The sequence below is a fragment of the Pseudomonas sp. MYb60 genome (genome assembly GCF_002979555.1).
GTDB lineage: Bacteria > Pseudomonadota > Gammaproteobacteria > Pseudomonadales > Pseudomonadaceae > Aquipseudomonas.
Genome location: NZ_PCOZ01000024.1, coordinates 1 through 17,692, shown reverse-complemented (window position 1 = coordinate 17,692; position 17,692 = coordinate 1). Strand labels below are relative to the sequence as shown.

The following is a 17,692-nucleotide window of genomic DNA, read 5'->3' as shown; positions in this document are numbered from 1 at the left end:
CTGAAAAGTTGTTCGGGTACACTCAAAGCCTGTAAAACCGATCTTACCGAATCATTTTTCACGTTCTCACGAGGTTTGCCATGGCTGATTACAAAGCGCCGCTGCGTGATATGCGCTTCGTCCTCAATGAAGTCTTCGAGGTCGCCACCACTTGGGCCCAATTGCCGGCGTTGGCAGACACCGTTGATGCCGAAACCGTAGAGGCCATCCTCGAAGAAGCCGGCAAGGTCACTGCCAAATCCATCGCCCCCATCAGCCGTGGCGGCGATGAACAGGGCTGCCGCTGGGAAGACACCGCCGTGTTAACCCCCGAAGGTTATCCACAGGCCTACAAGACCTACGCCGAGGGCGGCTGGGTGGGCGTGGGCGGTGATCCGGCGTTCGGTGGCATGGGCATGCCCAAGGCGGTGTCGGCTCAGGTCGAAGAAATGATCAATTCCTCCAGCCTGGCGTTCGGCCTCTACCCGATGCTGACCTCGGGCGCCTGCGTGTCGATCAACACCCACGCCAGCGAGGAACTCAAGGCCACCTACCTGCCGAAAATGTACTCCGGCGAGTGGGCCGGTTCCATGTGCCTGACCGAAGCCCATGCTGGCACCGACCTGGGGATTATCCGCACCAAGGCCGAACCGCAGGCGGACGGTTCCTACAAGGTCAGCGGGACCAAGATCTTCATCACCGGCGGTGAGCACGACCTCACCGAAAACATTATCCACCTGGTGCTGGCCAAGTTGCCGGATGCGCCGGCGGGTCCCAAGGGCATTTCGTTGTTCCTGGTGCCGAAGTTCATGGTCAACGCCGACGGTAGCCTGGGCACACGCAACCCGGTGAGTTGTGGTTCGATCGAGCACAAGATGGGCATCCAGGCATCCGCCACCTGTGTGATGAACTTCGATGAAGCCGTGGGTTATCTGGTGGGCGAGCCCAACCGGGGTCTGGCGGCGATGTTCACCATGATGAACTACGAGCGTCTGGGGGTGGGTATCCAGGGACTCGCTTCCGGTGAGCGTTCATACCAGAACGCTATCGAGTACGCGCGCGATCGCCTGCAGAGCCGTTCCCCGCTGGGCGCCCAGGCCAAAGACAAAGTTGCCGACCCGATCATTGTCCATCCTGACGTGCGACGCATGCTGCTGACCATGAAGGCAGCCAACGAAGGCGGCCGTGCGTTCTCCACTTATGTGGCAACGCAACTCGATATCGCCAAGTTCAGCGAAGACGCCGCCGCCCGTGAGCGCGCCGACAACCTCGTGGCGCTGCTGACCCCGGTTGCCAAGGCGTTCCTCAGTGATCTGGGCCTGGAAACCACCGTGCTCGGCCAGCAGGTGTTCGGCGGCCACGGCTACATTCGCGAGTGGGGCCAGGAGCAGTTGGTGCGTGACGTGCGCATCACACAGATCTACGAAGGCACCAACGGCATCCAGGCGCTGGACTTGATGGGGCGCAAGATCGTTGGCAGCGGCGGGGCGTTCTACACCCTGTTTGCCGATGAGATCCGCCAGTTCATCGACGGCGCAGCGCCTGAGTTGGCCGAGTTCACCAAGCCGCTGGCGGCGGCGGTGGATAATCTGGATGAATTGACCGCGTGGGTGCTGGATCGCGCCAAGGCCAACCCGAATGAAATCGGCGCGGCGTCGGTAGAGTACCTGCACGCCTTCGGTTACATGGCCTACGCCTACATGTGGGCGCGCATGGCCAAGGCCGCCTGGGGCAAAGAGGCCGAAGAAGACTTCTACGCCAGCAAGCTGGGCACGGCGCGTTTCTACTTTGCACGCCTGTTGCCGCGTATCCATTCGCTGAGTGCGTCGGTAAAAGCCGGTAGCGAATCGTTGTTCCTGCTGGATGAGGCACTGTTCTAAGGGATTGGAGGCTTTGTAAGCATTCTCTTACACGACGTACTGCTATTCGTCCTCTATCGCCAAATTGGATCCACAGATAATCTACTTCACATGGACGTCGCGCAGGAAGCGCAAAGCAAAAACACGGACACGTAGGATTCTGCCAGGAAGGCGGAGTGAAATGGATGTCAAGGGAAACAGTCTGCAAAGCCCCGCTTCGGCGGGGTTTTCTTTTGCCCGCGAAAAAGTCAGGCGCTTGCCTGCGGGGCATTCATCACGTCTTCCAGCAAGGTGCGCAGCAACGCCACTGTCGCCTGCTGGCGCTGCGCATCGCGGCACACCAGGCCCACTTTCAACGGCACCCTGGGTTCACTCAAGGGTTTCCACAGCAGCGCCTTGCTGTTGTGTTCGTCCTGGGAGCGGCCGGGCAATACGGTTGCCAGTTTGGTGTGGGGCAGGCTGTCGAGAATCCCCACCATGGTATTGAGCTCGGCCTGCACTTGCGGCCGTCGGCCGAGGTTGGACAGTTGGCCCTGCCAGATCTGCCGTACCTGAAACTCCTCCCCCAGCAGCAACATCGGCAGTTCCGCTGCCTGTTTCAACGAGACCTTCTTGAATTCCCGCAGGGGATGATCCTCGGGGATGACCACCTTCAGCTCATCTTCGTACAGCAATACGCCGTGCAATCCCGGCTGACGCGGTGGCAGGTAGCTGATGCCGATGTCCAGCGAGCCATTAAGCAGTCGCCGCTCGATCTCCAGCCCCGTCAATTCATAGATCTGCACGACCAGATGCGGCTGTGCCTTGCGTACGCGCTCAAGCATTTGCGGCACCAGGCTGGTGTGCACGGTTTGCAGCACGCCGATGGCCAGGGTGCGCAACGCCTGGCCCTTGAAGTTGCGCAATGCCTCGACGGCCTGCTGCATGCCGTCGATCAACGGCAGTGCGTGGTTGTACAGCGTATGGGCGGCCAGGGTCGGTAACAGGCGCTTGCTGCTGCGTTCGAACAGGCTGACATCCAGGTTCTGTTCCAACTGGCGAATCTGCTGGGACAGCGCCGGTTGGGAGATCGAAAGACGCTCGGCGGCACGGCCCACGTGACCTTCTTCGTACACCGCGACGAAATAACGCAGTTGCTTGAAATCCATAAGGTTTGCTTATCGAAAAAGCTGGAAAATCGAAATGGCCCTTGGGCCCCGAGGCGCCTAGTCTAGCGCCTATTCGCAAGGCTTACAGGGCCAGATCGGGCAATGAACAGCGTTTATTCAGATAGCGTTTACATAGGCAAGGCAAAAAACCTCAAGCCAGCAATGGCAGGTGTGCGGGCTAAGGTGCAGTTGCAATCGGGGGTGACCTGTGAACTTGTTTAGCTTGCGCCGCCCGATGCCGAGCCTGGACGACTTGATTCTGGATGAGTCGCGCGAAGTGCTTTCCAGTGAATCCCTGATGCCGACGGTCGCCAGGCCCGCGCAGGTTTTCGTGCGCGGCCAAGGCTCCTGGCTGTGGGACAGCGACGAGCGTGCCTACCTGGATTTCAGCCAGGGCAACGCCGCCAATAGCCTGGGCCACAGCCCGCAGGTGTTGATCAATGCCTTGGCTGAACAGACCCACGCGCTGATCAACCCTGGCATGGGCCTGAACAACCCTGTGCAACTGAACCTTGTCGACCGTTTGTGCCAGCGCACGGGCAGCGATCAGGCGTACCTGCTCAATAGCGGCGCGGAAGCCTGTGAAGCGGCGATCAAGCTGGCTCGCAAGTGGGGCCAACTGCATCGCGGTGGCGCCTATCGCATCATCAGCGCGAGCAACGGCTGTCATGGCCACAGCTTCGCCGCGATGGCGGCTTCGGCCAGTGCCAGTGCAAACCGCTTCGAACCGCAATTGCCGGGCTTCAGCCACGTGCCGTTCAACGACCTACCGGCCCTGCACGCCGCCGTGGATGCGCAAACCGTCGCGATCATGCTTGAACCGATCCAGGGCGAAGCCGGCGTGATTCCCGCGACCGAGCACTACCTCAAGGGTGTCGAACGCCTGTGCCGGGAACTCGGCATCCTGTTGATCCTCGACGAAGTGCAAACCGGTCTCGGGCGTTGCGGCACGTTGCTCGCCGAACAGCAATACGGCGTGCGCGCCGACATCGTCACCCTCGGCAAGGGCCTGGGCGGCGGCGTGCCCCTTGCAGCGCTACTGGCACGTGGCAAGGCCTGTTGCTTCGAAGTGGGCGAGCTGCAAGGCAGCCACCATGGTAACGCGCTGATGGCGTCGGCCGGGCTGGCGGTACTCAACGCTGTGCTGGAACACGGCTTCATGGACCAGGTGCGTGAAGCCGGCCTGTACCTGGGCGAAGGCCTGGCCCGCCTGGCCTACCGCTACGATCACGGCCAACTGCGTGGCCACGGCCTGATGTGGGGCCTGACGTTGTCAGATGATTCTGCGGATGCTGTCGTAAAGGCAGCGCTGCACGAGGGACTGATCCTCAACGCCCCGCAAGCCAACTGCCTGCGCTTCACCCCGGCGCTCACGGTAAGCAAAAGCAACATCGACGAAATGCTCCTGCGCCTGGCGCGCGCCTTCTCGCGTGTGCGCACCGCGCAACTGCAATGCCGCAAAGGCATCGCTGTTTAGACCCTGTTTTCCTGAACCGTCTCGCGGTATCCGCGGCGCCCCCGGCCTGATTCTTTCGGCTGGGGGCGTTTTTTTGTGCGTGTCATTTTTGGATTGAACATGTTGATTGAGGGCTTGTGAGAATCATGGCTTTTTTATGCGCGTCGGCAAGGAATGCCGATGGAGCGCGGAGCGTTTTAGCGTGCTTCATTTTTAATCTGTACCACTGGGTGGTATGTTTGTGGGAAGGGATGTCCATGCGGCTTAGGTTGTTCAAAACCCGTAATTTCGCTGATGCAGCGAGTAGAGCCTGGATCTGTGATTCTGAGTTACGGGAAGCGTTTGGCGAATTGCTCAAGGGCCAAGCGCATAATCTGGGAGGTGGAGTTTGGAAGAAGCGCCTGAAGGAGAACCGGCACCGTTCAATTGTGTTGGCAAAGGGTCGACATTACTGGGTTTATCAATTTCTTTTTGATAAGCAGAGACAGAGCAATATCAGTCCTAAGGAATTGGATAGGCTTCGAGCGTTGGCTAAGGTCTATGAAAACCTAAGCGAAGAGCAGCTCCGGCGCCTTCTGGATGCCAAGGATTTTGTGGAGATACATCATGACCAAAAAATATGAAAGCGAAGTACTTGAGTCTGTTCATCAGTCAGCCATGGCACTGTACGCAATTGGTGCCATCAGCAAAACCACGCTTCGTGAATATGACGAGGGATGCCTGTCAGCCGTCCCTGAGCAAATCCCGGCCGCACAAATCAAGCAGCTGCGTGAAAGCAGCCATGTCAGCCAACCTGTGTTCGCCCGCTACCTGAATACCAGCGCGTCCACCGTGAAAAAGTGGGAAAGCGGCGAGAAACGACCCAGCGGCATGGCGCTCAAGTTGCTGAGCATCGTTAAGAAGCACGGTCTGGAGATTCTCGCCTGACAGTGGCCCAACGCCAGATCCCACTGAACCCTCACGAACGCCCAAGGTCGATTAGCTACACGGCTCACACGAGCCGATTTTCTGGAGCTGAACCCATGGACTTCATTCGTATCATCATCGCCATTCTGTTGCCGCCACTGGGTGTGTTCCTGCAAGTGGGTTTCGGCGGTGCGTTCTGGCTGAATATCCTGCTGACCCTGTGCGGCTACATCCCGGGCATCGTGCACGCGGTGTACATCATCGCCAAGCGCTGAGGCCTTCAGCCTTTTGCAATGAGCTTTGAGTTGCGCTCGTTGCGAAAGGCCAGTTGCTCGATGGTCTGGGTGGCGTGTTCGGCTTCTTCCCGCGCTTGAAGAATGATCCCGTGCTGCTCGGACTTGCTGCACACCGGGTCGGCATTGCTGGCGTCTCCCGTGAGCATGAACGCCTGGCAGCGGCAGCCGCCGAAGTCTTTTTCCTTTTCATCGCATGAACGGCACGGCTCAGGCATCCAGTCGTAGCCGCGGAAGCGGTTGAAGCCAAATGAGTCATACCAGATGTGCTGCATGCTGTGGTCGCGCACGTTGGGAAATTGCACCGGCATCTGTCGGGCGCCATGGCAGGGCAGGGCCGTTCCGTCCGGTGTCACGGTAAGAAAGATACTGCCCCAGCCGTTCATGCAGGCTTTCGGGCGTTCCTCGTAGTAATCCGGAGTGACGAAAATCAGCTTGCAGGGATGGCCTTCGGCTTCCAGCTTGGCGCGATATTTGTTGGTGATGCGTTCGGCGCGTACCAACTGTTCCTGGGTCGGCAACAGTCCGACACGGTTGAGTTGGGCCCAGCCATAGAACTGGCAGGTGGCAAGCTCGACGAAGTCTGCCTCCAATGCGATGCACAGCTCGATAATGCGGTCGATCTTGTCGATATTGTGCCGATGGGTGACAAAGTTCAGCACCATCGGGTAGCCGTGGGCCTTCACCGCGCGGGCCATTTCCAGCTTTTGCGCGAAGGCTTTTTTCGAACCGGCCAGCAGGTTGTTTACCTGCTCGTCGCTGGCCTGGAAGCTGATCTGGATATGGTCCAGGCCAGCTTTTTTGAAATCGCTGATCTTCTGCTCGGTCAGGCCAATGCCAGAGGTGATCAGGTTGGTATAGAAACCCAGCTTGCGCGCTTCGGCGATCAGTTCGGCCAGGTCCTGGCGCACGAGCGGTTCACCGCCGGAAAACCCCAGCTGCGCCGCGCCCATTTCCCGTGCTTCGCGAAACACCTTGAACCACTGCTCGGTGCTCAGCTCCTTGCCCTGCTCGGCAAAGTCCAGCGGGTTGGAGCAATACGGGCATTGCAGCGGGCAGCGATAGGTCAGCTCGGCCAGCAGCCACAGCGGCAGGCCGACCGGCGGTTTCTCAGGCAAGGGTGATCCAGTGCTCAGCACGGGCGACCTCCATGAATTGCTCGATGTCGTCACCCAGCTCAGGGACACCGGGAAACTGCTTGTCCAGCTCGGCGATGATTGCCGCCACGTCCCGCTCGCCGTCGATCAGGCCGCCAATTAACGCGGCGCTGTCGTTGAGCTTGATCATGCCCTCCGGGTAGAGCAACACATGGCCTTTTTGCGCGGGCTCGTACTGGTAGCGGTAACCCTGGCGCCAGGTCGGTTTTTTGCTGCGATCAAAGCTCATAGGGCGATCCCTTTATGCCATACCCGCTGGTCGGTGACGCTGTGGTACGGCGGGCGTTTCAGTTCGTAAGCCATGCTCATGGCGTCCAGCATGCTCCACAAAATATCCAGTTTGAACTGGAGAATTTCCAGCATACGTTCCTGGCCTTCGCGGGTGGTGTAGTGCTGCAAGGTGATCGCCAGGCCGTGTTCCACGTCGCGGCGGGCCTGGCCCAGGCGAGTGCGGAAGTATTCGTAGCCGGCGGGGTCGATCCACGGGTAATGCTGCGGCCAGCTGTCGAGGCGCGACTGGTGGATCTGCGGCGCGAACAGTTCGGTCAGCGAGCTGCTGGCGGCTTCTTGCCAACTGGTACGACGGGCGAAGTTGACGTAGGCATCTACCGCAAATCTTACGCCGGGCAGCACCAATTCCTGCGAACGCAGTTGGTCGGGATCCAGACCGACTGCCTGGCCCAGGCGCAGCCACGCTTCGATGCCGCCGTCTTCTCCGGGGGCGCCGTCATGGTCGAGCAGGCGCTGGATCCACTCGCGGCGGACCTCGCGGTCCGGGCAGTTGGCGAGGATCGCGGCGTCTTTCAGGGGGATGTTCACCTGATAGTAGAAACGGTTGGCAACCCAGCCCTGGATCTGTTCGCGGGTGGCGCGGCCTTCATACATCGCCACGTGATACGGGTGATGGATGTGGTAGAAGGCACCTTTGGCGCGCAGGGCGGCTTCGAATGCTTCAGTGTTCATCGGTGTATCAGTCACTTGAAGTCTCCTGTAGGCGCGAGGGTGCTCGCGAAGGTCGTCAACGATTACGGGTGCGTCTGATAGCGCGTGGTGCGCTAGCGTTTTTCGCGAGCAAGCTCGCTCCTACAATTCGATGCTCATGCCGTCGTAGGCCACTTCGACATTACGCCGTACCAATTCCGCTCGCTCGGCGGAGTCTTCGTCGAGGATCGGGTTGGTGTTGTTGATGTGGATAAGTACTTTGCGCTGCTTGGGCAACTGTTCCAGCACTTCGAGCATGCCGCCGGGGCCGTTCTGCGCCAGGTGGCCCATTTCGCGGCCGGTGCGGGTGCCGACGCCACGGAGCTGCATTTCATCGTCGTCCCACATGGTGCCGTCCACCAGCAGGCAGTCGCTGCCCGCCATGATCTCCAGCAGCGGCGCGTCGACTTTGCCCAGGCCGGGGGCGTAGAACAGTTTGCCGCCGGTGCGCAGGTCTTCGACGATCAGGCCGATGTTGTCGCCTGGGTGCGGGTCGAAGCGGTGCGGCGAGTAGGGCGGCGCGGCGCTGCGCAGCGGCAGTGGGGTGAAACGCAGGTTGGGGCAGGCCGGGACGGTAAAGCAGGTGTCCAACTCGATGCGGTTCCAGGCCAGGCCACCGTTCCAGTGGGTGAGCATGGTGAACAGCGGAAAACCAGTGCTCAGGTCCTCATGGACCATGTCGGTGCACCACACCTGGTGCGGGCAACCTTCGCGCAAGCTCAAGAGGCCGGTGGTGTGGTCGATCTGGCTGTCCATCAGGATGATCGCGCTGATGCCGGTGTCGCGCAGGGCGCGGCCGGGTTGCATCGGCGCAAAGCTTTGCAATTGCGCGCGGATGTCCGGCGAGGCGTTGCACAGCACCCAGTTCACGCCGTCGTCGGAGATCGCGATGGACGATTGGGTACGCGCGTGGGCCCGCAGGCTGCCATCACGAAAACCAGCGCAGTTCACGCAGTTGCAGTTCCATTGGGGGAAACCACCGCCGGCGGCGGAACCTAGAATCTGGACGAACATGGTTGCTCCATCAAGCTCAAAACAAAAACGCCCCGGGCAAGCCGAGGCGTTGTATTACCCAGCGGATTAACGGCTGGCGAAGTACATGGTGACTTCGAAACCGATACGCAGATCAGTGTAAGCAGGTTTGGACCAGGTCATATTCTTACTCCTACGAAGGGATGGGACTTTCACTACCAAGTAATACATTTAGTCCACCTCCAGTCGGAGATGTTCAGGTAGGTGCGTAGGAATAATACTTAGTTCTGGCCGAGATGGCGCTGTCTTGATCGAAAAAGCCTGTTGCAGAGTTAGCAACGATCACCCCGGCCGCGCGGCGGCATTGGCCGTGCACGGGCCGTTGGCGACGTAGTGCCAGCCGCCGCTGGCGTCGTTCAGTTGGCAGGCTGCTCGCTGCACGTCTTCGTGCGTCGCCGTTGAGATCAGATGTTGCAGGTCGTCGAGGTAACGCGGGCCATGGCCTGCCAAATGCGCGTGCCAGAGCAGCTCGGCGGCTTGGGCGACCGGCAGCGCCTGGGTCGAGAACTGCTGGGCCAGGGTCTGGTTGCCCACGTCTTGAGCACTGATCCACTGCGGTAATTGTGTGAGGAAACGTTGCAGGTGATCGACGATGCCTTCCAGCGAGACGCTGGGGGATTGCACACCCATCAGCAGTCCGGTTTGCCCGTTGAGCTGTCGGACGCCGCTGAACACTGCGTAGCCGATTTGCAGTTCTACCCTAAGACGCTGGTAGAACGGGCCCTGGAGCAGGTGGCCGAGCAGTCGCCATGCAGCTTCATCGGCCAGTGTTTGGCTTGGCGTCGGGCAAAACAGCAGCACGGCGGCCTCAACCGAGTCGGTGTGTACAGCGTGCCATACACGTTGACCGGCCACGTCTGCGGGTTGGCGTTCAAGCATGGCGGGTTGTCCGGGCAGGCGTAGCGCCGCGCTCTTGATCATGGCTTCGCATGCGGCGGGCAGGCCGAGGGCCAGACCCTGCCAGCGCGCGGTCGTCCAGGATGCCGCGTCGCTTTTGGGGGTGAGGCCGGCGCAGCAGGCTGGCAGCGCCTTGAGCAGTTCGCGGATGGCGATCAGGGGGGCCGGGGCGACGGGTGTTTCTTGCGCTTGATTCAGACCTTGGGCCAGCGCCTCCACGATGGCGGGCATCGGCTCGTGCAGACCGCTCATTTTCACCTGCCAGTCATTGCCTACGGTCTCGAAGGAAATGTCGACCCCCGCTTGCCGCGCCTGCTCGCGCAGCGGCTGCAACGCGGGTTCCAGTCCGGTGGGCGCGTATCGCCACTGCAGGTACAGCGCGCCTTCATCGCTATCCTTCGCCAATGCCTGGCTAAAGGTCAGCGCCGCGGCGTCCTTGCGTCCTCGAGAGCGGTCCTGCGCAAAAGTGCGCAAGCCCCGGTGGGCGCTCGTCTGGCCGCGAATCAGGCCGGCACGTTCTTCTTTCACCGACGGGCGCAGGAACGGATTGTTCGGCGGCATTTGCCAGGCGTGTCGGGACGGCGCCAGCGGCAGGGCCTCAAGCAGGGCTTTCAGGGCGGTGACGGCCTGTTCTGACAGGTCCTCGCGGTCATTCTGCGCCAACGCCAGGGCGCCTTGAGTCTGCAGTTGGCGAGCGGCCAGCAGGGCGAACTCTTCCCGCAGTGAAGTCCAGTCGCTGTGTGCGAAAAAGCTCAGCCAGTCGTGCAGCAATGCCTCGATCCTCGTCGCCGAGTCGCCTTGGCTCCCGAGGGTAAAATCGATATCCAGCAGCGCTTGCCCGGCGAAGTGGTACAGCACTGAGGCCTGAAGGTCGCTGGCCAGATGCTGTGCTTTCAGTTCAGCCACGAGTCCGCCGGGTGCCGAGGCATTGAGTACAAAGCAGAGGAAATCCAGGGCGTCGCGGGGCGCGTTGACGGTCATGACCTGATGCACATGGTGACTGGCAAGATGTTGGTAGCGTTGGGCTTGGCCATTCATCAGTGCGGGTGGTTCAGCCTGTGGGCGCCAAGGCCCCGACGTCAGTGCCTGGCTGAAGTATTGCGCCAGGGTCTCGAGTTCTTCCAGCGACTGCGGACCGGCAAGGCTAAGGCTCATTTGCCCGCTCTGGTAGAACTGCTGGTGGAATTCCCTCAGTGCCAGCTGAAAAGTCTCACGCTCCACCGGCAGGCTGTCACGGTTACCGGCGTGAAAACCGCGCAGCGGATGGTCAGCGGCCAAGGCTTCCAGCAGCGCTACCCGCTGCTGCGCCTTGGCATCCTGGGACCAGGCGACAAATTCTGCCTGCAGCACCTCGCGTTCGCGCAGTTGATCTTCCAGCGCCAGGCGCGGGTGGGTCAGCATGTCCGCCAGACGGTCCAGGCCGCCGCTGAATGTCGGTACCGGCAGTTCGAAGAAGAAGTCTGTGGTGCGCTCGCGGGTGCTGGCGTTGACCTGGCCACCCTGGCGTTGCACGTAGGCCATCAACCCTTCATTTGTGGGAAAGCGCTCGGTCCCCAGAAACAGCAGATGCTCAAGGAAGTGCGCCAATCCCGGCCAGGCCAAGGGCACGTCATGGCTGCCGGCAGCCACGCGCAGTACGGCGGCACTGCGCTTCAAGCGTGGCGCGTGGCGCAGGGATACACGCAGGCCATTGGCCAGGGTCAGGTGACGATGATGAGGGTGGGCCGGCGCAGGCATGGGCACTTCCGAAACGAGGGAAGAGGCTATGCTAACAAACCGCTGGCAAACCCGCAGGATCAGGGCTTGTGCAGCGTGCCATACAACTCCGGCCGACGGTCTTGCAGATAGTGGTTGGCAGCGCGAGCGTCCAGTATCGACTGGCGCTCCAGCGTACCGACAATCAGCGCCTCATCCAGGCCGGCCTGGGCGATGCAGTGGCCGTCGGGCGCGGCGATGCTGCTTTGTCCGCAGTAGCGAATCTCGCCTTCGCTGCCGCAATAGTTGGCGTAGGCCACATAGCACTGGTTTTCGAAGGCCCGCGCGCGGACGGTCACCTGTGCCACGAAGTCGAACGGCTCCATGTTGGCGGTGGGCACCAGGATCAGCTCGGCGCCGGCCAGGGCCAGGCGCCGGGTGTTTTCCGGGAATTCCAGGTCGTAGCAGATCAGGAAGCCGAGTTTCCAGCCGTTGAGTTCCACCAGCGGGAAATCATCATCGCCGGCGCTGAACATCGAGCGGTCCAGGTCACCGAACAGGTGGGTCTTGCGGTAGTTGCACAAGCGCTGGCCGTGGGCGTCGATCACTTGCACAGCGTTGTAGATATGCCCGTCTGCGCCCCGTTCCGGGTAGCCATACACGATTGCCAGCCCTGCGCTTTTCGCCACCTCGGCAATGGCCTGCGCCGACACGCCATCCTGTGCCTCGGCCAAGGCGCCCACGGCCTCGGCACCGATGTTGTAGCCGGTGAGAAACATCTCCGGCAGCACCAGCACATCCGCGCCGCCGGCTTCGTGTGCCAACTGGTGCAGACGCTTGAGGTTGCCGGCCACATCCAGCGGCAGCGGTTGGCATTGGTACAGGGCGACACGCATGGTTTTACTCCTTATTCGGCCAGGGCAATCGGGCCGATTTCATCGAACACATCGCCGGGCCCCGGGTTTTCTGGGTGGGTGCTGCCGCCGAAGTGGGTCATGATGCCCCAAACCGCATTCAGCGAGGTTTGCACTGCGCCTTCGACCCAGGCCGGGGTCCAGGAAACATCATCGCCGGCGATAAAGATCCCACGTTGTTCGGCGGGCATGTCCTTCTGCATGAAGTGCGCGTACATACGCTGGTTGTAGCGGTAGTGGCCAGGCAGCGCACCCTTGAAGGCCCCAAGGAAATGCGGGTCGGCTTCCCACGACACGGTGATCGGATCGCCGATGATGCGCGCCTTGATATCGACTTTCGGGTAGATCTTCTTCAGCGCGTCCAGGGCCAGCTTCACGCGTTTGTCGATGGGCTGGGGCAGCATCTTCAGCGCGTCGCTCATCCACGAGTAGGACAGGCAGATCACGCCCGGCTTGTCGTCGCCGTTGTCGAACAGGTAGGTGCCACGGGTCAGGCGGTCGGTGAGGGTCATGCTCATCAGGTCGCGGCCGGTTTCCGGGTCTTTGTCTTTCCAGAACGGGCGGTCGACCATCACGAAGGTCTTCGACGATTGCATGTAGCGCGTGCGGTCCAGGGCCATCCACATCTTTTGCGAGAACAGGGTTTCGTCGCATTCGATCTGGGTGGTGAGCAACCAGCTTTGGCAGGTGGTGAGCACCGCTGCGTATTCGCGGGTATCGCCGTAGTTGTCGGTGACCGCAAAACGGCCATCGGCCGCATGGGCAATGCGTTTCACCCCGGCCCGTGGTGCACCGCGATGCAGGGAACTCAGGCTGGTGCCGGCTGGCCAGTGTGCGCAGCGCTCCGGCACGTGTCGCCAGATACCCATGGGCACCTGGGCGACGCCGCCGACCACCAGGTGCTGGTGGTCGTCGCAGTTGGTCATCACCACGCGAAAGATTTCCAGCATGGAGTTGGGGAAGTCGGAGTCCCAGCCGCCGGTGCCGAACCCTACCTGGCCAAACACTTCGCGGTGCAGGAACGACAATTTGGCAAACGCTTTGGACGTGGCGACGAAGTCGTAGAACGTGCGGTCGTCCCACAGCGGTACCAATGTGTTCCATAACGTTTTGAGGCGCGGGACGTCGCGGTCGCGGATAGCCTGCTGGATATCGCCGAACTGCGAGCCGGCCTCCAGCGCATCGGCCCAGGCGTCGGCGACTTCCTGGAACAGCGCCGGCAGGTCCGCGAGTTTTTGTGCGTAATGGGTCTGGCCTTCGAGGTCGATCACCGTGCTGCCGGAGGCCGGGGTGAGCGGGTTAGGGAACGGTTTGGTTTCCAGCCCAAGCTTGTCGACATAGTGGTAAAACGCGGTGGACGACACCGGAAAACGCATGCCACCCAACTCGGCGATGATGCCCTCTGCGCCTTCAAATGCCTGGGAACGCAGGCGCCCACCCATTTTCGAGGCTTCGTACACCACGGGCTTGAGCCCCAGCTTCATCAGCTCGTAGGCCGCCACGAGGCCAGCGATCCCCGCGCCGACAATCGCCACTTCGGCGCCATGGCTGGCGGCGGGAATGCTGCCCAGGCCTGCCGGGTGTTCGATCCAGTCATCGAAGGCGAACGGAAAGTCCGGGCCGAAGACGGTGATGGGTTTTTTACCGTCTGCAGGGTGGCGATTGTTTTTGTCTGGAGTCTTCATGGCTGACCTTGCTGGCTACCCGGCGGGGCTCGACCCGCTGAGTATAGGAAAAGATGCCAGCCAGTTTAGGCACCACAGCGTTCGTTAATAAGACGCAAAGTGTCGTCGAATTGGATTAGTTTCAGTCAGAATGACGAAGTGGGTGGTCAGACTGGCTGACCACGGTCCAATTTGCTGCTGAGGATGATCGAGGTGGTGGTTTTCTCGACGCCGTCCACGCTGCCGATCTGGTCGAGCAATTGGTCCAGTTGTTCCGGTGAGTCGGTGCGCAACCACGCGACGTAATCAAACTCGCCACTCACCGCACACAACTGCTGGACCTGAGCCATCGCACTCAGCTTGCGCAGCACGTCCTTGCCCGAGCGTGCCTGCACGGTAATGCCCACGTAGGCCTGCAACCCGCCGTCCACCACACGCTGTCCAAGCCGCACGCCGTAGCCGGTGATCACCTGGGTTTTTTCCAGGCGCGCCAGGCGAGACGTCACCGTAGTGCGCGCGATACCCAACTGCCGTGCCAGCATGGCCACGCTCTCGCGGGCATTGATCTGCAAGGCGGCGATCAGTTGGCGGTCGATTTCATCTAGGACAGGCAAGGCAAAGACTCCGGTGCGGGGTGCGGTGCAATCGCATGTTACAGGCTTACAGGCCACGTAGTACCTGTTCGAACCCTGCGGCAATGCGCTCGAATTGAAACGTCCGGGGTACTGGCCAGCGGTTTGCAAAGGTATGGGTAGGTGCCAGAAACGCAAAAGCCGCGCAATGCGCGGCTTTCATGTTTGGTGGGCCCACACGGACTTGAACCGTGGACCAAAGGATTATGAGTTGCTGGGCGAGCAGGTATGCCTAGAGAAAGCTGTCGTAGGTAAATGTAGGTTGGCATAGCTGAGGGCCCTGTGACACGTGGTGTTGAGCGTAGTTTTGAGAAGGTTGCTAAAGCTGGTTACCGTACCTTGAGTGTACCGATTTTTGAAGCTTAGAGATCGTATGCGATCACAGTCATGCGACTCATGGTCGGCTCAGAGTCGGGAAGGTCTCTGATACCTCCGCAGCACATCGGACAGATACCTGCTACCAATGACCTCTAGGAAGCTGAAGACTGGTTGAAGTGGGGCTACGTCGATCAGTGCATCTGCACGAGCGCGCGCCTGAGCTACCGATGCGTCAGACTGGCTGGCAGCAAGCGTGGGATTAAGATATTCCAGCACCTGGACTGACGCGCCTCCCGCACGTCAATGATACAATTGCTTCTGGCTTTGGCTTTCTGTGGCATGGCCTATGATCGGTACTCGTGCGCAATGTACTATTAAGCGATGATAATGTTGTGAGTGTGTTGCCTGCTATGTTAAATGACCCATTGATCCGTGCCGCGTTGGTAAGTAGGCTGAGAAATGCATACCCACAGCCTAAAGCTGTTATTGAAGAACTGCGTATTCATAATGGCAATGCTATTGCAGATGTAGTTGCGATCCATACAGAGGCTCATTGCTATGAGATCAAGGGGGATGGTGACAAGGTTGAAAGAATTGCTCAGCAAGGAGTTTACTATAACCTCGCTTTCCGAAAAGTCACTTTAGTGACTACCTCTAAACATATGTCCAAAGCAATCAAAATCGCGCCCGATCACTGGGGTGTGCTTGAGGCAAAATGCAACTCTAAAGGAGTTGTCGTTTTCAAACCTGTTCGCCAAGCTTTAAAAAATCCTTCGTTTGATAAGCAGGTGGCCTTGCTAACGCTCTGGCGAGATGAGCTTTTTGATATTGCTAGTAAGATCGAAGAAAAAGTGCAAGCTAAGATAAATAGAAATGCCCTGTCATTTTTGATTTCTCAAGCTTATGGGACCCAAGAGCTCAGCCTTACGATAGGCCAGGCTCTTGTGCTAAGAAGTCTTATAAAACATCAAGCATGAATGCAATGTGCGAGTTTATTGTAGGCTTCAAAATACTCCCTGGCATAACTGTTGATCCAAGCCCCGCCGCCTTCTGAACCAAATACAGGTCACCCTCCGAGTTTCCGTGTCGAAAAAAAGTCTTCGCTACTATAGTGGCTGCAATGTCATTATATTGTTTGAATCCTCTCGGATGCGTCTTGATACCCCCTCCGCGCACAATGTAATGCCTATCATCATAAGAATAGACGACCTTGGGGGCGGTAACGTTTAACATGTTGCGTGGGTCGATGTCAGAGTCGGAGTAGTCGGGGCTTACAATGGTGTAGTCACCAAAGATTACCTTATGACCATTGAGGCCTATAATAGAGGTCTTGTAAATGACCGTCTCGTTGCGTAAAAGGTGTATCTCATTGTTGGTTGAAAGTATCCCACCGATGGCGGGTGGAAGACTAGACCCAGTAATTACGATGGCCTCATATGCGTGATCTAAAGCGGCAGCGAGGCAAAACGCCTTGATCTGAGCTGCCCGAACTGTCGCGTCGACCCCTTTGCAAACTCTATTATCAATGACAAGTACCCAGTGATCGTAGATACCTTGCCCCATCGCTATGAGATGCAGAATGTCTGTTCTAATGAGGTTGTAGCTGATCAAGTCTTCACTAGAGACTCTTAAAGCAATACGTCTGTTTTTTCCAGCCTTAGTGATCGCTGGCGTGAAAACGCAGGCATTTCGGTCGACGGTGCGATCTACGCCAACAACGGGGTTGAAGCTGAGGCCCTGCGCGTGCATGCGAGCGGCGAAATATTCATAGCTGGGGCGGCCTCCTATAAGGATCGAATCCGGGATATCGTAATCGTCTACGAAATACTCAGGTATGCCCTTTGTGTTTAGGCAGAATTTTCGAGAAACTGTCTCTATGTTTTTCGTCAAACTTGTCGCATCCATATCTTTTTTCAGAGGAAGATCGAAAAAAGGGACTATTAGCTGTTTTCTTTCTTTGCTAAGAGATTTGACTGCTCCAAACTCATTAGCTTTGGCTTTGAGAAACGGAATGTACTTAGGCATCTTCACTTATCATCCTTGTGACGCTAATCTCGTGAATAATTCTGCTGAACAGAGAGAAATTCCCTGATTCGTGCCTTATAAGGCCTGCGAGGATTGCAGGGTGTATCGAAAGTTTTTCTGCGTCTTTATATAGTTCTTCTTCATTACGATGCCTGCGAGCAGAGGCAGATCGCCAATCGCTACGGCTAATTAATGATTCTTTAGCAAGCTGGTTTGCTTCTAGCTCGGTGATATCTTCGCCAATATCCTCAAGGGAATCGAAGTGCGCACCCTCAAATCGATCATAGTGCATTGAAATGTGGGATAGCTCGTGCATTAGTGTGAACCAGAAATAGTCATATCGATCATATCTGAGTGTCATGCCTATTACAGGGGTGCCACCTTCGAGTTTGAAGAATACTCCGTCAGTTTTCATTCCTGCGGTTTGAGGCAGATAAATCAGAACTATACCAAGCGCCCATAGAGAACTAGATATATTTTTGGTGTTTTTGCTGTCCAGAGATAGTCTGCATATATTTTTCAAGGTGTCTTTATCAAGACCTTCGAATCGCTTAACTTTCCCAGTAGAAACGACAATTTCAGCATAGCGCTGAACCTGTGAAAGCCAGCAGAATACCTCAGTTTCTTTGCCTGTATCACTACGCCTGAATAATGCGTTATGAATCGCCCCGGGTTTTCTAGACACTCTCCAGGCTCGCTGCGTAACGCTTTTCAAACTCTACCGGTGACAGCTGAT

At 58.6% G+C, this 17,692-nt stretch carries 18 protein-coding genes; 6 read left to right on the top strand and 12 right to left on the bottom strand.

Annotation, left to right across the window (positions count from 1 at the left end; all coding sequences use genetic code 11):
• Positions 1-80 precede the first annotated feature (80 nt).
• Positions 81-1,859: an acyl-CoA dehydrogenase C-terminal domain-containing protein gene (locus CQ041_RS24010; RefSeq protein ID WP_105524969.1), complete on the top strand. Its 1,779-nt coding sequence runs from the start codon at positions 81-83 to the stop codon at positions 1,857-1,859.
• A gap of 227 nt (positions 1,860-2,086) precedes the next feature.
• On the opposite strand, the gene CQ041_RS24005 is transcribed toward CQ041_RS24010, so the two are convergent.
• Positions 2,087-2,986 (bottom strand): LysR family transcriptional regulator, encoded by a 900-nt coding sequence (locus CQ041_RS24005; RefSeq protein WP_105524968.1) that lies wholly within the window; start codon positions 2,984-2,986, stop codon positions 2,087-2,089.
• Between the two features lie 208 nt (positions 2,987-3,194).
• Here CQ041_RS24005 and CQ041_RS24000 point away from each other — a divergent pair, with 208 nt between their 5' ends.
• The 4 genes from CQ041_RS24000 to CQ041_RS23985 all read left to right on the top strand — a co-directional run bounded on the left by CQ041_RS24000 (position 3,195) and on the right by CQ041_RS23985 (position 5,623).
• On the top strand, positions 3,195-4,463 hold the full coding sequence (locus CQ041_RS24000; RefSeq protein WP_105524967.1) for an aspartate aminotransferase family protein: 1,269 nt from the start codon (positions 3,195-3,197) through the stop codon (positions 4,461-4,463).
• A gap of 236 nt (positions 4,464-4,699) precedes the next feature.
• Positions 4,700-5,065: a type II toxin-antitoxin system RelE/ParE family toxin gene (locus tag CQ041_RS23995; RefSeq protein WP_105524992.1), complete on the top strand. Its 366-nt coding sequence runs from the start codon at positions 4,700-4,702 to the stop codon at positions 5,063-5,065.
• Complete coding sequence (locus CQ041_RS23990) at positions 5,049-5,369, top strand: DNA-binding transcriptional regulator (RefSeq protein WP_105524966.1); 321 nt, start codon at positions 5,049-5,051, stop codon at positions 5,367-5,369. Before CQ041_RS23995 ends, CQ041_RS23990 begins: the two co-directional genes overlap by 17 nt.
• Before the next feature lie 95 nt (positions 5,370-5,464).
• Positions 5,465-5,623 (top strand): YqaE/Pmp3 family membrane protein, encoded by a 159-nt coding sequence (locus tag CQ041_RS23985; protein ID WP_003228885.1) that lies wholly within the window; start codon positions 5,465-5,467, stop codon positions 5,621-5,623.
• Positions 5,624-5,628: 5 nt separating this feature from the next.
• Here the strand turns inward: CQ041_RS23985 and pqqE are convergent, their stop codons facing one another.
• The 9 genes from pqqE to CQ041_RS23940 form a co-directional block, all read right to left on the bottom strand.
• Positions 5,629-6,759, bottom strand: a complete 1,131-nt coding sequence (gene pqqE, locus CQ041_RS23980) for a pyrroloquinoline quinone biosynthesis protein PqqE (protein ID WP_105524965.1) — start codon at positions 6,757-6,759, stop codon at positions 5,629-5,631.
• A complete protein-coding gene (gene pqqD, locus CQ041_RS23975; RefSeq protein WP_003194772.1) occupies positions 6,752-7,027 on the bottom strand; it encodes a pyrroloquinoline quinone biosynthesis peptide chaperone PqqD in 276 nt (91 codons plus the stop codon). Before pqqD ends, pqqE begins: the two co-directional genes overlap by 8 nt.
• Positions 7,024-7,761, bottom strand: coding sequence for a pyrroloquinoline-quinone synthase PqqC (gene pqqC / locus CQ041_RS23970; RefSeq protein WP_163001960.1), 738 nt, complete (start codon positions 7,759-7,761; stop codon positions 7,024-7,026). The genes pqqD and pqqC overlap by 4 nt, the downstream gene beginning before the upstream one ends.
• Before the next feature lie 120 nt (positions 7,762-7,881).
• Positions 7,882-8,793 carry a pyrroloquinoline quinone biosynthesis protein PqqB gene (pqqB, locus tag CQ041_RS23965; RefSeq protein ID WP_105524963.1) on the bottom strand — a complete coding sequence of 304 codons (912 nt, stop codon included), beginning with the start codon at positions 8,791-8,793 and terminating at the stop codon, positions 7,882-7,884.
• Between the two features lie 66 nt (positions 8,794-8,859).
• Positions 8,860-8,934, bottom strand: a complete 75-nt coding sequence (pqqA, locus tag CQ041_RS23960; RefSeq protein ID WP_003194766.1) for a pyrroloquinoline quinone precursor peptide PqqA — start codon at positions 8,932-8,934, stop codon at positions 8,860-8,862.
• A 159-nt stretch (positions 8,935-9,093) separates the two neighbouring features.
• Positions 9,094-11,445 carry a pyrroloquinoline quinone biosynthesis protein PqqF gene (gene pqqF, locus CQ041_RS23955; protein WP_105524962.1) on the bottom strand — a complete coding sequence of 784 codons (2,352 nt, stop codon included), beginning with the start codon at positions 11,443-11,445 and terminating at the stop codon, positions 9,094-9,096.
• 59 nt (positions 11,446-11,504) lie between these two features.
• A complete protein-coding gene (locus CQ041_RS23950; RefSeq protein WP_105524961.1) occupies positions 11,505-12,299 on the bottom strand; it encodes a carbon-nitrogen hydrolase family protein in 795 nt (264 codons plus the stop codon).
• Positions 12,300-12,310: 11 nt separating this feature from the next.
• On the bottom strand, positions 12,311-14,002 hold the full coding sequence (locus tag CQ041_RS23945) for an NAD(P)/FAD-dependent oxidoreductase (RefSeq protein ID WP_105524960.1): 1,692 nt from the start codon (positions 14,000-14,002) through the stop codon (positions 12,311-12,313).
• 146 nt (positions 14,003-14,148) lie between these two features.
• Positions 14,149-14,595, bottom strand: a complete 447-nt coding sequence (locus CQ041_RS23940) for an Lrp/AsnC family transcriptional regulator (protein WP_105524959.1) — start codon at positions 14,593-14,595, stop codon at positions 14,149-14,151.
• Positions 14,596-15,290: 695 nt separating this feature from the next.
• Here CQ041_RS23940 and CQ041_RS26260 point away from each other — a divergent pair.
• Positions 15,291-15,908, top strand: a complete 618-nt coding sequence (locus tag CQ041_RS26260) for a sce7726 family protein (protein WP_146116093.1) — start codon at positions 15,291-15,293, stop codon at positions 15,906-15,908.
• Here CQ041_RS26260 and CQ041_RS23935 read toward each other — a convergent pair.
• Both CQ041_RS23935 and CQ041_RS23930 read right to left on the bottom strand, forming a co-directional pair.
• Positions 15,889-16,956 (bottom strand): beta family protein, encoded by a 1,068-nt coding sequence (locus CQ041_RS23935; protein WP_105524958.1) that lies wholly within the window; start codon positions 16,954-16,956, stop codon positions 15,889-15,891. The two genes, CQ041_RS26260 and CQ041_RS23935, sit on opposite strands and share 20 nt — an antisense overlap.
• Complete coding sequence (locus tag CQ041_RS23930) at positions 16,949-17,641, bottom strand: ImmA/IrrE family metallo-endopeptidase (protein WP_177429419.1); 693 nt, start codon at positions 17,639-17,641, stop codon at positions 16,949-16,951. Before CQ041_RS23930 ends, CQ041_RS23935 begins: the two co-directional genes overlap by 8 nt.
• Positions 17,642-17,692 lie beyond the last annotated feature (51 nt).

Coding starts and splice junctions, on each gene's coding strand:
- CQ041_RS23935 (WP_105524958.1), bottom strand. CDS start 16,956: ATGCCTAAGTACATTCCGTTTCTCAAAGCCAAAGCTAATGAGTTTGGA.
- CQ041_RS23995 (WP_105524992.1), top strand. CDS start 4,700: ATGCGGCTTAGGTTGTTCAAAACCCGTAATTTCGCTGATGCAGCGAGT.
- pqqC (WP_163001960.1), bottom strand. CDS start 7,761: ATGAACACTGAAGCATTCGAAGCCGCCCTGCGCGCCAAAGGTGCCTTC.
- pqqB (WP_105524963.1), bottom strand. CDS start 8,793: ATGTTCGTCCAGATTCTAGGTTCCGCCGCCGGCGGTGGTTTCCCCCAA.
- CQ041_RS23990 (WP_105524966.1), top strand. CDS start 5,049: ATGACCAAAAAATATGAAAGCGAAGTACTTGAGTCTGTTCATCAGTCA.
- CQ041_RS24005 (WP_105524968.1), bottom strand. CDS start 2,986: ATGGATTTCAAGCAACTGCGTTATTTCGTCGCGGTGTACGAAGAAGGT.
- CQ041_RS23945 (WP_105524960.1), bottom strand. CDS start 14,002: ATGAAGACTCCAGACAAAAACAATCGCCACCCTGCAGACGGTAAAAAA.
- pqqF (WP_105524962.1), bottom strand. CDS start 11,445: ATGCCTGCGCCGGCCCACCCTCATCATCGTCACCTGACCCTGGCCAAT.
- CQ041_RS23985 (WP_003228885.1), top strand. CDS start 5,465: ATGGACTTCATTCGTATCATCATCGCCATTCTGTTGCCGCCACTGGGT.
- CQ041_RS23950 (WP_105524961.1), bottom strand. CDS start 12,299: ATGCGTGTCGCCCTGTACCAATGCCAACCGCTGCCGCTGGATGTGGCC.
- CQ041_RS24010 (WP_105524969.1), top strand. CDS start 81: ATGGCTGATTACAAAGCGCCGCTGCGTGATATGCGCTTCGTCCTCAAT.
- pqqD (WP_003194772.1), bottom strand. CDS start 7,027: ATGAGCTTTGATCGCAGCAAAAAACCGACCTGGCGCCAGGGTTACCGC.